This is a genomic window from Arthrobacter sp. D2-10, assembly GCF_054161285.1.
In genome coordinates, this window is sequence record NZ_CP096431.1 from 580604 (window position 1) to 594484 (window position 13881).

Here is a 13881-nt window from a genome sequence, read left to right on the forward strand (position 1 = left end):
GGCATGCAGCAACTCGCGCACCGGCTCGAACGTCTGGGCACCGAGACCGCCTTCAGCGTCGCACAGGCCGCAGCCGCCTGGAAGGCGAAGGGAAACCTCGTGTACCCCTTCCATCTGGGCGACATCAACATCCCGACTGCCCCGCATATCGTCGAGGCGATGAACCGGGCGATCGCAGACGGGTACACGGGCTACTGCCCGGGCCCCGGCATCCCGCCGTTGCGTGAGGCTCTCGCCGACGATATCGGGTCCCGGAGAGGTGTTAAGTTCAAGCCCGACAACGTCGTTGTGATGACGGGCGGCAAGCCGGTCATCACCAAGTTCCTGCAGGCGGTCATGAACCCTGGCCAGGAAGTGCTCTATCCCAACCCGGGCTTCCCGATCTACGAATCGCAGATCGAGTACCTGGGCGGTACGGCGGTTCCGTACCGCTATGTGCCCACGAGTCAGGGCTTCGCGATTGACCTCGACCAGGTACGGGCATCCATCACCCCGAACACGGTAGCGATCATCTACAATGACCTGCAGAACCCCATCTCGGCGGAGTCGACGGAGGCCGAGCGGGAGGCTATCGCGCAGCTCGCACAGGAGCACGACCTCTGGGTGCTCTCCGACGAGGCGTACTTCGAGACACGCTATGAGGGTGTCTCGACCTCGATCGCGTCACTTCCCGGCATGGCCGAGCGCACGGTGATCCTTTATACGTTCAGCAAGAAGTTCGCCATGACCGGATCCCGCCTCGGTTGCGCCGTCGCCCCGGTCGAGATCGCCAAAGTCCTCAGCACGCTCAACACCAACGATGAGTCATGCACAACGCATTACGTGCAGTGGGCCGGCATCGAAGCGCTCCGTGGCACCCAGCAACCCGTCCAGCAAATGCTCGATATTCTCCGCGAGCGGCGGGATGCCGCCTGCGAACTCGTGAACGACATCTCCGGGATGTACGTAGCAGTGCCGCAGTCGACGTTCTACCTCTTCCCCGACGTCACCGAGGTCATGGAGCGCCTGGGGTACGCGGCAGTCGGTGATTTCGCCTCCGCAGCGCTGCATGAGACCGGCGTTTCCTTCTGTACGCGGGAACACTTCGGGCGCCGTCAGCCCGGCGAGGAGCGGCAGTACATCCGGCTTGCATACTCGGGCATCGACGTCGCCGATATCCGCGACGGACTTGGCCGCCTGCGCAAGTGGATCGAGACGGCATGAGCCGGGTCGTCGTCACGGGGCGGGTCCCCGAAGCCGCTATTGAAAAGCTTCGCGCCGAGCATGAGGTCGATGCGTGGGAGGGCTCGGAGTCGATCGGCCGTGAGGAGCTCCTGCGCCGGGTAGCCGGGGCGGATGCCGTGGTGAGCCTGCTCACCGAGCGCATCGATGCCGAGCTGCTCGACGCCGCCGGACCGCAGCTTAGAATGGTCGCGAACGTCGCAGTCGGCTATGACAACATCGACGTGCCTGCCTGTTCCCAGCGGGGCATCGTGGCCACCAACACTCCCGGGGTTCTCACGGACGCCACAGCCGACATCGCGTTTGGGCTGATCCTCATGGCGACCCGCAGGCTCGGCGAGGGGGAACGGATCATCCGCTCGGGTCAGGCCTGGAAGTGGGGCATGTTCTTCCTGCTCGGGAGCAGTCTGCAGGGCAAGACCCTCGGCGTCGTCGGTATGGGCGGCATCGGGCAGGCGACCGCTCGCCGGGCCAGAGCCTTCGGCATGGAAATCGTCTACCAGTCGCGCAGCGAGATCGATCCCCGGGTAGCCGCTGAACTGGGCGCCCGGCGGGTAGAGCTCGACGAGTTGCTGGCCATTTCTGACGTCGTCTCGCTGCACTGCCCCTACGGTCCTGCCACGCATCATCTGATCGGCGCCGAACAACTGGTTTCGATGAAGGATTCGGCGTACCTCATCAATACCGCGCGGGGACCGATCGTCGACGAAGCGGCACTCGCGTCCGCGCTGCGTGACGGACAGATCGCGGGCGCAGGCCTGGATGTGTTTGAGAACGAGCCCAGCGTGCATCCCGGGCTGCTCGAGCTCGAGAACGTAGCCCTCGTGCCGCACCTCGGCTCCGCCACCGTTGAGACCCGCACCGCCATGGCAATGCTCGCCGCAGACAACGTGCTGGCCGTGCTCAGCGGGGAAAGACCGCCCGCAGCGATCAGTTCCTAGTGACAGGTCCACCCCGCAATTGAGGGAGCTCCCTGCGGAAGTTGCGTGTCCTCGGGCCGATGGCAAGAGTCTTACGTCCGGGACCTTGCCGCCCTTTTACCGTCCTCTCAGAGGGAGGCCGCCGTGGGGTGCGATGGCGGCCTTCCTCTGGGTGGACGGTCCTATGGCATCACCAGCAAGGCTCAGCGGAGTGAGGATGGATCACTCCGACCTCGACGCCCGGCTTTCGCGCGGAAATAGGCGCCGTGTCACTTTGTCTCCTCCTGATGCAGGAAGTCGGATTCCCAGTTGTCCTTGGCAGCCTGGTCCTCGATGACGGCCGTTGTACCGGGAACCGCGCGGTTCAGGTGCAGGAATTCGAGATGGGTTTCGTAGTGGTCCAGGACATCGGTGATGACCTGTTCCTTGCTGTAGCCGGCGAGGTCATAGCTGTGGCTGCCCTCCAGGGAGAAGACCTCCATCCGGTAGTACTTCGATTCGAGCCCGGCATTTCCGGGCGCGTAGGACGGGGTGTCGTACTGAACCGGGTAAATCTGGTACTTGAACGGGCGCTCATCGCAGAGCCTCACCAGAAGGTCGACGTGGCGGATGCCGCAGGTCTCGACGATACCCGTCGCCAGGGTCACGTCGGCGTCCTGCGCCTTCAACTCGTCGTACACCTCCTGCAACGCGGGCAGCGCCACGGTATCCACAAAGCGGTTCGCCTGCTTCGGACCCGGGTAGGTCATGGCGCGGTGGAGGCGCTGCCGCCACGTTCGTGACGACGATCCGTCCGCGCTATGGCCGGAGATGATTCCCGGCAGGCTCGAACGGTAGCTGTCCGCCAGCGAGTTCTCCACGCGCAGTGCTTTGTAGAGGCCCAGCATGATGAACAGCAGCAGGATCGAGAGCGGTAGACCCATGATGATCGTCGCATTCTGCAGCGTCGTCACTCCGCCGACGGTCAGCATGGCGAGCGTCAGGAGTCCGGTGACCAGGGCCCAGAAGACGCGCAGCCACTTGGGTCCGTCGGCGCCGGCGTCCTTCAGGTGGCTCGTGAAGTTGGCCATGACGAGAGCACCTGAGTCGGCGGAGGTGACGTAGAAGAGCAGTCCGGTGAAGGTGGCTACGCCGATGATCAGCGGCGCCGCGGGGTACTGCTCGAGGAGGCCATAGAATGCGCGCTCCGGCTGGGCCATCGCTGTTTCCCCGAAGGCGGCATTGCCGTTCATCACGATGTCGAGGGCACTGTTGCCGAAGATCGAGATGAACACCAGGATGAACGCGAAGGGGACCATGAGGGTGCCCAGCACAAACTGGCGGATGGTGCGGCCACGGGAGATGCGCGCGAGGAAGAGCCCGACGAAGGGAGCCCAGGCGATCCACCAGGCCCAGAAGAAGAGTGTCCAGCCCTGCAGCCAGTCGCCGGGCCGGTCGTAGGCGAAGGCGTCCAGTGTCATGGCCGGAAACCGGCTGAGCACGTCGCCGGTGTTCTGAATGATTCCGTCTAACAGGAAGCTGGTCTTGCCGGTCAGGAGGATGAACACCATGAGGCCGAGTGCAAGGATCACGTTCAGCTCGGCGAGCCGGCGGATTCCCTTTTCGACGCCCGAGAGCACAGACGCGGTAGCCATGACAACGGCCACGACGATCAGGCCGATTTGCACGGCGACGTTCTCGGGCAGCCCAAACATGAGGCTGAGTCCGTAGTTAAGCTGCACGACGCCGATTCCCAGGGAGGTGGCGATGCCGAAGATGGTCCCGAGGAGGGCTGCGATGTCCACGCCGTCGCCGAGCGGGCCGTTGATTTTCTTGCCGAAGATCGGGTACAGGGCGCTGCGGATGCTCAGGGGCAGATTATGCCGGTAGGCGAAGTAGCCGAGGGCCAGTCCCATGAGCGCGTAAAGAGCCCAGCCAGTGATGCCGTAATGGAACAGGGTAAGGACCATGGCCTGCCGGGCGGCCTCGACGGTGCTGCCGTCACCCTGCGGGGGAGCTAGATATTGGGTCACGGGCTCGGACACCGAGAAGAACATCAGGTCGATGCCGATGCCCGCTGCGAAGAGCATCGACGCCCAGGTGAACATGCTGAACTGCGGCTTCGAATGGTCCGGGCCGAGTTTCGTCTTGCCCACCCGGGTCAGGGCGATGACCAGGACGAACACCACCACCACGGTGACGATCAGGAAGTAGTACCACCCCATGTTGGTGGATACCCAGGCGACCATGGAGCCGATCAGGGCCTCAGCGCCTGCGGCGTCGCTCATGGCCCAAATGGCGATTGCGAGGATCCCGGCGGCCGATCCGATGAAGACGGTCCAATTGACGCGGGTTCGAGCCGCGGGAGTCGTGTCGCCGTCTCCACTAGCTGTTACGGGCGAAGTGTCGGTTATCTGACTCATTTCGTCCCTCTCGTTGTGCACCGCACGTCGTGGCGATGTTTCGTGCAGGCGGAAATGGCACGGGGCAGACTCAGATCCGGGCACATTGTGGCAACCGCGGACATTCGTCGTGGGCTATCAACGTAGCCGCACTCGTCCATGCCGCATGAATCAGCACTCTTGTTGCGTTCCAATATTTGGACTCCTACGTCAGAAAAGCACGATGGTTATTACCCGTGACCGCCATTGGACGCGGGCGAAATCAACGGCAGGCAGCGATTGTGGGCCTCCGGCCGTTTCCCCCAAGTGTTTTGCCTGGTCTTGCTGTGCCTCCGCCGGATCCCCTGCGAGGAGCCCGAACGACTCCGCAAAGTGTGGCGTAGGTCATATGAGGAGAGTAGATCAGATTGAACATACGTTCAAGACTTGTGAATAGGAAGAATTCAAGATCAAGCCAGCTCCGCGCGCACGACCCGAGCTCATACGGAAAGGCCCGGTGGAGGGAGCAGGATGCACCCCTCCACCGGGTTCGCATAACGGGTCCGGAGCCCGCACTACGCCCGCTGACGGTCAGGCGAGAACCGCGCTGAGCCGCGCCTCCGCCGTCGTTGTTTCGCTCGCACGGCTGGCGCGGATGAGGTCGGCGCAGCGCTCTCCGACCATCATGACGGTGATGTTGGGATTGACGGTGACGTGTTCGGGCATCACAGAGGCGTCGGCGACGCGCAGGCCGGTGACGCCCTTGACCCGCAGCTCGGGGTCAAGGGGAGACATCTCGTCATCGGCTGGTCCCATTCGGACGGTCCCCACGGGGTGGTACACGGTGTTGTGGGTCTTGCGGATGTAGTCCTGCAGTTCCTCGTCGGTCTGCGCTTCGACGCCGGGCGAGAGCTCTCGGCCGGTCCAGTCCGCCATGGCGGGCTGGGCAGCGATTTCACGGGCCTTGCGGATACCGGCGACCATGACGCGCATGTCGTGGCCCTCCGGATCAGTGAAGTACCGCGGGTCCACCATCGGCTTGTCCCGGAAGTCCCGGCTGCGCAGGCGGACCGTGCCGCGGGAGCGGGCGTGCGTGACGTTCGGGGTGAGGCTGAAGCCGTTCTCCGTGGTCGGGTAGCCGTACCGCAGGGTGTTCATGTCGAACGGGACGGAGCCGTAATGCATCATCAGGTCCGGGCGGTCCAGGCCCTCCTCGGTAGGTGTGAAGATGCCGATCTCCCACCACTGCGTCGAGACCTGTACCATCGGCTGCTTCGCTTCGAACTGCACAACACCTTCCGGGTGGTCCTGCAGGTGCTCGCCGACGCCGGGGGAGTCGACCAGGACCTCGATGCCGTGCCCGGCGAGGTGCGCGGCGGGCCCAATACCGGAGAGCATGAGCAGCTTCGGCGAGTCGATGGCGCCGGTCGACAGGACGACCTCGCAGCGCGCGGAGAGCCGGTGGGTCCGGCCGAACGCAGAATCCACAACATCGACGCCGGTGCAGCGCTTATTCGCATCGAAAACCAACTGTCGGGCGCGCAGGTCGGTCAGCAGGGTGAAGTTCCCGCGCTCGATGATCGGGTGGATATAGGAGACTGAGCTGGAGGAGCGAGTGCCGTCTGCACGGCGGTTGATCTGGAAGAAGTTCGCGCCGTTGATTACCGTGGTGCCGGTATTGAACTTGACTCGGGGGATGCCGGCCTGTTCACAGGCTTTCAGGAGTGCGACGCCGGTGGGGTCCGCCGGAGGCACGTTCATCAGGTGCACAGGTCCGGAGTCTCCGTGGTGCGGCGCATCGGGGCCGGCGTCGTCGTTGGTTTCCAGCCGCTGGTAGAGCGGCCAGGCGGTCTCAGCATTCCAGCCGGTGGCGCCGTACTTTGACTCCCACTCGTCCAGGTCTTCGCGCGGTGCCCAGAAGGCGATGCAGGAATTGTGGCTGGAGCAGCCGCCCATAACCTTGGCACGGGAGTGGCGCATGAAGGAGTTGCCGTTCTCCTGCGGTTCGATTGGGTAGTCCCAGTCGTAGCCGGATTCCAGAAGCTCCATCCAGCGGTCAAGCTGCAGTACTTCGGGTATCCCGCGGTCGTCAGGACCGGCCTCCACCAGTGCCACGGACACGGCGGGGTCCTCGCTAAGCCGGGCGGCTACTGCGGCTCCGGCAGACCCGCCGCCGATGACGATGTAGTCGAACTCGCGCTTGTTGAGGTTCTCGACGTTTTCGATATGCATCTAGTTCTCCTTGCCGTGCTCCGAGAACCAGCCCGTCACCTGCGGGTTGGTGTTCTGGTAGATGTGCTTCGATTCCTGGTATTCGGCCAGACCGGTAGGCCCGAGCTCGCGGCCGACGCCGGACTGGCCGAAGCCGCCCCACTCGGCCTGCGGGAGGTAGGGGTGATAATCGTTGATCCAGACGGTGCCGTGCCGCAGTCGGCCCGCCACACGCTGGGCCTTGCCGGCGTCCTGTGTCCAGACAGCCCCGGCCAGCCCGTAGATCGTGTCGTTGGCGGTTGCGACCGCCTCATCCTCGGTTCGGAAGGTCTCAACGGTCACCACCGGACCGAAAGCTTCATCGACGACGACGGACATCCCCTTCTGCACATGGTCCAGGACGGTTGGCTCGTAATAGAATCCGGCGTCGTACTGCTCTCCTTGAGGCGCCGCGCCACCGCACCGCAGTCGCGCGCCCTCCTCCAGTCCGCGCTGAACGTAGGTGTGTACCTTTTCGCGGTGAGCCGCCGAAATCAGCGGCCCTGTCTCGGCAGCTTCATCGAACGGGCCGCCGATGCGGATGTCCTGGGCACGGCGGACCAGCTCATCGACGAAGCGCTCGGCAATCGATTCCTCGACCACCAGTCGCGCGCCGGCGGAGCACACCTGCCCGGAGTGCACAAATGCCCCGTTCAGCGCGTTGTCGACGGCGGCGTCGAAGTCCGCGTCGGCGAAGATCACGTTGGGGTTCTTGCCTCCGAGCTCCAGCGCCACCTTCTTCACGGTGCCGGCGGCAGCCGCGGCTATGCGCTTGCCGGTCTCCAGCCCACCGGTGAAGGAGACCAGGTCGACGTCGGGGTGTTCCGAGAGTGGTGCGCCCGCCTCCGCGCCGACACCGGTCACGAGGTTGGCGACGCCGTCGGGCAGTCCCAGGTCCTGCAGCAGTTGCATGGTCAGGATCGCGGTGGACGGGGTCAGCTCGGACGGCTTGAGGACGAAGGTGCAGCCGGCCGCCAATGCCGGGGCGATCTTCCACGCCGCTTGAAGCAAGGGGTAGTTCCAGGGCGTGATCAGGCCGCAGACCCCCACTGGCTCGTAGACGATCCTGCTCACGACGGTGGAGTCCCCGGCGTCGACCACGCGGCCTGGCTGTTGGCCTGCGATCCTGCCGAAATATTCGAAGCAGGCGGCGATGTCGTCCATGTCGATTCGGCTTTCGATGATCCGCTTTCCGGTGTCGAGAGACTCGGCGCGGGCGAATTTCTCGCGGCGATCACGCAATTCGGCGGCAACCCTTAGTAGGAAGGCACCGCGCTCGGGTGCCGGGACCGAAGACCAGACTCCAGAGTCGAAGGCCGCGCGGGCGGCAGCGATGGCCCGCTCGGCATCCGCCCTGCCGGCCTCTGACACTGTGGCGACCAATTCACCGTCGGCGGGGTTGCGAATTTCACGCATCGCGCTGGACTCCGCAGGCTCCCACGAGCCATTGATGAATAGAGTGCATGCGGTATCCGTGGATTGTGTGGCGTAGCTCATACCAGACAGATTAGTGCACGTTGAACAAACGTTCAAGATTCACTTTGAACGTTGGTCCACCAGTGGATCCAAAGCTGTGTCGCGAGCCAGCGGGCCCTACAAATCCTTGAGCTCGCTCTGCTCACGCTCGTTCTTGCGCGAAGGGGCGAAGGCTATGTTCTCGGTGTGGGCGATGTTTCGCTGAATTGATGCCTGGTCTACGCCGAGGAGCGCAGTTAGCCACATACCGTTCTGTACGACGACGATGTCGGCTGCCCGTTCCCTGCACTCATCATGGGAAAGCTCGGGCTTGGCACTCCCTATCAGAGTCGCGAGTCCATCGAGATATCGCTCGAACGCCACCGCATTGATCTGTGCGAAGTCCTCGCTGGCCTGAGCCAAGGCCCAAAGGTGGAGACGCAGCGACAAATATCGAGTGGTCAAAAGTTCGGCGCCCGCGACGCGCCGCAGAGCTTTGCGGAGCTGATCGTCGGGAGGCAAATCAGGGTCGGGCTCGACCAGCATGAGGTCGTGCTCGTCAATACGATGCAGAGCGGCACGAATCAAGCACGCCTTGTCTTGGTAGTAGTAGTTGACAAGCCCCAGCGCTACACCGGCTTCGCGCGCCACGGCGCGCATGTTAACGCCCGAAATCCCGTGGCGCGACAGCAGGTCCATCGCCGCTTCGAGAATGCGCGCCTGTCGGTCAATCTGTTCGCCGGATCTAACGGTGCTTGTACCCACGTGGCCAGACTATGGTGAAACGCCGATGGGTGCACCTCGTCAGGCAGCAGAGGAAGGCAGCGCCTAAGTTCGCCCACGACGACATCGTCCCGGGCATGGAGGTCATCTCCCAGTCACGGAGCCGTTATAACCCTTGCTGGTAATCATTTGGCAGGGGTCCGCTTTGCACGAATGCAACCTTGCAGTTGTGCAAAATTTAGTTGCGTGACACAATGGTTCGGTGAGTCAACTAGTTTCCCTTCGGGAGCGTAAGCGCACCGAAACCTGGGCCGCGCTTCACGACGCCGCAACCCGCCTCACGCTCCAGGAGGGGCCGGAGGCCGTGACGGTTGAGCAGATCGCTGCCGACGCCAACGTCTCTCCCCGGACGTTCTTCAATTACTTCAGCACCAAGGAAGACGCGATCCTCGGGCTGCAGGAGCCCAGTATCGATGACGGACTGCTTCAGGATTTCTCTCCCGAGAATGATCTTTTGGAGCAGGTATCGCGTTTGCTCATCGCCGTCGTACATTCCACCGAGGGCGGCGAGCCGGAAATGAGCCGGCGCGTTGAGGTGCTGACCGCCTACCCGTTCCTGCGCCAGCGTCGGTACGCGTACTTCCTGCGCGTGGAACAGTTGGTCCGGGACGTCGTCGCTGCTGCGCTTACCGATTCCGGCCGTTGGCAGGCCGCGCTCAGCCGCAATTCCGGGGAAGACGTGGCCCGCATGATCGTCCTCGTTGCCGGTGCACCCATGCGGTACGCGTTCCAGCAGGCAGCTGACTCACCCACCATTGAGAACCAGTTCTCCGCACTCGACGGCGCCACCGCGCTGCTCCGGGAAGTACTTGAGGAAATTCGATGACCACAACCGTTGCACGCAAAGAGTCGGGCCTGCTTCTGCTCTTCGTCGGCCTCATGCTGTCCATGCTTCTGGCCGCACTGAACCAGATGATCCTCAGTACGGCGCTTCCCACGATCGTCGGTGAACTCAACGGTGTCGACCAAATGCTGTGGGTCATCACCGCCTACATCCTCGCCGCCACGATCGTCATGCCGATCTACGGCAAGCTCGGCGACCTGATGGGGCGCAAAAGCCTCCTGCTCCTGGCGATCGCCATCTTCATGGCGGGCTCCGTCGTCGGCGGTCTCGCCCCGAATATGGAGTGGCTGATCGCCGGACGCGCTGTGCAGGGTCTGGGCGGCGGTGGTTTGATGATCCTCTCCCAGGCCATCATCGCCGACGTCGTTCCCGCCCGGGAGCGCGGAAAGTACATGGGTGCCATGGGCGGAGTGTTCGCGATCGCCTCAGTCGCGGGACCACTGCTGGGCGGCTGGTTCACCGAAGGTCCGGGCTGGCGCTGGATGTTCTGGATCAACATGCCCCTGGGTGTTCTGGCGATCGTCGTGGTGCTGTTCTTCCTCCACCTGCCTGCGCGTGAACGGGTCCACCCCCATGTCGATGTGGCCGGAATGGTGCTGCTCGCTATCGCGACGACGTCGCTGGTCCTGGTAGGCACCTGGGGTGGTACCCAGTATCCGTGGTTGTCAACGCAGATACTCGGACTCTTTGCGCTCGCCGTTATCACCGGAGCGCTCTTTGTCGCGGTCGAGCGCAGGGCCAAGGAGCCGATCCTCCCGATGAACCTGTTCCGGGAACGCAACTTCGTCCTGACCACTGCGGGGGGACTGCTCATCGGCGTGACCATGTTCGGCGCCATTGGGTACCTGCCGACGTATCTCCAGATGGTCACCGGGGCCAGCGCCACGAACGCCGGACTGCTGATGATCCCGATGATGGGCGCACTGATCCTGACCTCCACGGGTTCTGGAGTCCTCGTCAGCAAGACGGGCCGCTACAAGTGGATGCCGATAGTGGGCTCCGTCGGGGTCTCCGTAGCGCTGCTGCTGCTCTCCACCATCACCCCGACGACGCCCGTGTGGCTGATCTGCGTCTTCATCGCCATCATGGGCGCCGGGCTGGGCTTGAGCATGCAGATTCTGGTGCTGATCGTGCAGAACACCTTCCCGAACCGCGTCGTCGGAACAGCGACGGCGTCCAACAACTACTTCCGGCAGATCGGCGCCACTCTCGGGTCCGCCGTCATCGGCAGCCTCTTCACGGCACGGGTGGGGGAGTTGCTGCTCGAGCGGCTCCCCGCGGGCGGCACGGCGCTGCAGGGCGGCGCCAACTCGTTGACGCCGGAGCTGGTCAATGCACTGCCTGAAGCGTTGCAGCTGCCGATCATCCAGTCCTACAACGATGCGCTCACTCCACTGTTCCTCTACATGGCGCCCGTCGGTGTCATGGCTGCGATCCTCCTCGCGTTCGTCCATGAAAAGGCGCTGTCGACCGTCATCGAGCGGGACACCCGGGTGGAGCGGGAGGCAGGCATAGCGCCGGACCCTGCGCAGACCAACGCCGTGAGCTGAGGATCCACGGCGTTTGCCGCATCGAGTGGGCGCTCATGACCACCCTTTGGGGGAAGTGCGGTTGTGGGCGCCCACTCGATGGAGAATGAACCTATGGCCACCCCTTACCTGATCCGCCGGGAGCGATTCATCCCTGCCCCTGCCGCCGCCGTCTTCGAGGTCCTGGCCACCCCGGCCCTGCATAGTGTGATCGACGGTTCCGGAACCGTCTCGGGTGAGCAGCCCAACGGGCCTCAGCGCCTTTCCGCCGGTGCGCGCTTCGGGATGGATATGAAGATCGGTGCGCCCTACAAAATCCTGAACACCGTCGTGGAATTCGAGGAGGGCAAGCGCATCGCGTGGCGGCACTTTTCGCGCCATGTGTGGCGTTACACCCTGAAAGAGCACGACGGCGGCACGTTGGTCGCAGAGGAATGGGACGCGCGGGCAGTCTTCGGCAAGCCGATCCTGAAGCTGCTGGGTTTCACGAGGAAGCATCCGGCGGCGATGGAACGGACTCTGAAGAACTTGGAGAAGTACGTGATTGACCAGCACCGTCCTTAGTTGGTCGAGGAGAAGTAGTCAATACCGCAGTCGAGAAACGATTAGAAGATTTTTAAGATAACGATTTAGTAAACGCGTTGCTTTGCTCAGCATGCTTATGTTCTTCTGTAGAAGAACCGCCCCATGTCTCCGACTCGAGGTGAAAGTATGCAAGAAGTCGCGCCCGCGCGGGAGGCCGAGCCCCGCATCAGCCCCTCAGCCAAGCGGCCGTCCGGCAGTCTGAAGGCCGCCATGCAGGAGAGCATCGCCCTGGAGCACCTCCACATAGCCGAGGGGATAGCACGGGGCTATTCCCCCTTCTCCAACGACGCCGCGGATGTCCGCCAGGTCGCATACGTAGGACTGATGAAGGCCGCGCGCCGCTTCGACCCGGAGCTTGGCATCGAGTTCGCCGCGTACGCCGTCCCCACCATTCGAGGCGAAGTGAAGCGCTACCTGCGGGACTGCTGTTGGATGATACGGCCGCCGCGCGAGCTCCAGGACCTGAAGTCGGCGGCCGTCAAGGCGGGTTCCGAACTGGCTCAGCGACTCGGTCGGGAGCCCTCCCTCGACGAGCTCTCCGAACACCTCCAGAAGGATTCGGCAACGGTCGCGGAAGCTTTGAACTGCGGCGGAAGCCAGCGGCCCGAATCGCTCGATACAACGACGGAGGGCCCGGGTTGGGCCGAGGTCCTGACAGCCGGCGACGACCAGTACGCCCGGAGCGATGAAGTGCTCGCCCTGCGCGCCGCAGTGCGTGAGCTGTCAGAACGCGAGCGGGAACTGCTGTATCGGCGCTACTTCCACGAGGAGACCCAGGACCGCATCGCCCGACGGCTCGGCATGACCCAGATGCAGGTTTCGCGGCTCCTCGCGCGGACACTCGTGAAACTCCAGAAACGCTTACTGGGCGCCGAACCAATCGGGCTGGCAGCAACGGGTGCGGCAGCGCGCATCGCCTGAAGGTGTCAGCGCGAGATACCCAGTTCCGCAGCCGCGCGCAGCACATCCTCGGGCGTTACTGCGAGAATCGCTGGGTCCGGTTCACTGGCGAAGGTTTCGCCACGGCGTACCGATTCGTCCGTCAGCACAAGATGCGGTCCGGGCGGCGGCCCCCATTCCGCCACGGGGGCCGGCCCGAACAGCACCACTGACGGCCGGGAGTATGCCGAGGCCAGATGGGCGGCGCCGGTATCAGCCGAGATGACCAGCGACGCCGAAGAGATCAGGGCCGCGAACTCCAGCAACCCAAGGTGTCCCGCCACGACATGGGTCTCATCGAGCCCGGCGGCCTGGGCAACTGCTTCCGCTCGGGGCCGCTCGCCGGTGCTGCCGGTAAGCAGCACCTGCTGGCCGGCGTCGGAAAGCGCCCGGGCGACTTCGGCGAACCGCTTGACCGGCCAGAGCCTGCTTCCGTAGGCGGCGCCCACGTGAATAACGACGGCGCCGGGCGCGGGGCTTTGAACCGGCGGCGGCAGCAGGTGGTAGTCCAACGGATCGGCGTCGATGCCGTGGGATTGGACGAGGTGCGCCCAGCGGTACCTCTCGTGGACTCCGTCTTCCCACTCCGGGCCGGACCAGCCCGGCGCATGGTGCCCAATCCGCCGGGAGGCATCCAAAGCTTCAAGCCGCCCGCGGCTCTCGGGCCCGTTGCCGTGCAGGTTCACGGCAACGTCCACCCTGCCCGGACGAAGGGCAAGCGGTACATCGAGCCCGTGAGTGGGCAGCAAGTCGTCCACCGCGCCGGTCAGCTGCACGATCGGTTCGAGCCAGGACTGCGCTGCGTACAGGATGCGGTGTTCAGGGAAGGCGCGGCGTAGGCCCCTCAGAGCTGGGACCGCGACCAGGAGATCTCCGAGCTTGAGGGCACGCAATGCCAGTACTTCAGGGCGTCCGTCAGGCTCAAGGGCTTCCACGGCAGTGTCAGGCAGCATGAAAGTATCCTGCCAGAAAGGACCGCCGGCGCGGTGCGGCCG

At 64.0% G+C, this 13881-nt stretch carries 11 protein-coding genes; 6 read left to right on the forward strand and 5 right to left on the reverse strand.

The window, feature by feature from the left end; all coding sequences use genetic code 11:
* Positions 1 to 3: 3 nt before the first annotated feature.
* Entirely contained in the window at positions 4 to 1203 is a 1200-nt protein-coding gene (locus M1D74_RS02805) for a pyridoxal phosphate-dependent aminotransferase (RefSeq protein ID WP_309124130.1), read from the forward strand.
* Entirely contained in the window at positions 1200 to 2162 is a 963-nt protein-coding gene (locus M1D74_RS02810) for a 2-hydroxyacid dehydrogenase (RefSeq protein ID WP_458116389.1), read from the forward strand. Before M1D74_RS02805 ends, M1D74_RS02810 begins: the two co-directional genes overlap by 4 nt.
* Positions 2163 to 2410: 248 nt before the next feature.
* On the opposite strand, the gene betT is transcribed toward M1D74_RS02810, so the two are convergent.
* From betT to M1D74_RS02830, 4 genes are all read right to left on the reverse strand, one after another.
* Positions 2411 to 4543 (reverse strand): choline BCCT transporter BetT, encoded by a 2133-nt coding sequence (betT, locus tag M1D74_RS02815; RefSeq protein WP_458116390.1) that lies wholly within the window; start codon positions 4541 to 4543, stop codon positions 2411 to 2413.
* Between the two features lie 549 nt (positions 4544 to 5092).
* Positions 5093 to 6733: a GMC family oxidoreductase gene (locus M1D74_RS02820; protein ID WP_458116391.1), complete on the reverse strand. Its 1641-nt coding sequence runs from the start codon at positions 6731 to 6733 to the stop codon at positions 5093 to 5095.
* Positions 6734 to 8248, reverse strand: a complete 1515-nt coding sequence (locus M1D74_RS02825) for an aldehyde dehydrogenase family protein (protein ID WP_458116392.1) — start codon at positions 8246 to 8248, stop codon at positions 6734 to 6736. It lies immediately after the preceding gene.
* A 96-nt stretch (positions 8249 to 8344) separates the two neighbouring features.
* Positions 8345 to 8971 (reverse strand): TetR/AcrR family transcriptional regulator, encoded by a 627-nt coding sequence (locus tag M1D74_RS02830; protein ID WP_458116393.1) that lies wholly within the window; start codon positions 8969 to 8971, stop codon positions 8345 to 8347.
* Positions 8972 to 9191: 220 nt separating this feature from the next.
* Here M1D74_RS02830 and M1D74_RS02835 point away from each other — a divergent pair, with 220 nt between their 5' ends.
* The 4 genes from M1D74_RS02835 to M1D74_RS02850 all read left to right on the forward strand — a co-directional run bounded on the left by M1D74_RS02835 (position 9192) and on the right by M1D74_RS02850 (position 12868).
* Complete coding sequence (locus M1D74_RS02835; RefSeq protein ID WP_458116394.1) at positions 9192 to 9815, forward strand: TetR/AcrR family transcriptional regulator; 624 nt, start codon at positions 9192 to 9194, stop codon at positions 9813 to 9815.
* Positions 9812 to 11383 carry an MDR family MFS transporter gene (locus tag M1D74_RS02840; protein WP_458116395.1) on the forward strand — a complete coding sequence of 524 codons (1572 nt, stop codon included), beginning with the start codon at positions 9812 to 9814 and terminating at the stop codon, positions 11381 to 11383. Before M1D74_RS02835 ends, M1D74_RS02840 begins: the two co-directional genes overlap by 4 nt.
* A 93-nt stretch (positions 11384 to 11476) precedes the next feature.
* On the forward strand, positions 11477 to 11926 hold the full coding sequence (locus M1D74_RS02845) for an SRPBCC family protein (RefSeq protein ID WP_458116396.1): 450 nt from the start codon (positions 11477 to 11479) through the stop codon (positions 11924 to 11926).
* Between the two features lie 147 nt (positions 11927 to 12073).
* Complete coding sequence (locus M1D74_RS02850; protein ID WP_458116397.1) at positions 12074 to 12868, forward strand: sigma-70 family RNA polymerase sigma factor; 795 nt, start codon at positions 12074 to 12076, stop codon at positions 12866 to 12868.
* Positions 12869 to 12873: 5 nt separating this feature from the next.
* On the opposite strand, the gene M1D74_RS02855 is transcribed toward M1D74_RS02850, so the two are convergent.
* On the reverse strand, positions 12874 to 13839 hold the full coding sequence (locus tag M1D74_RS02855; RefSeq protein WP_309071531.1) for a glycosyltransferase family 9 protein: 966 nt from the start codon (positions 13837 to 13839) through the stop codon (positions 12874 to 12876).
* Positions 13840 to 13881 lie beyond the last annotated feature (42 nt).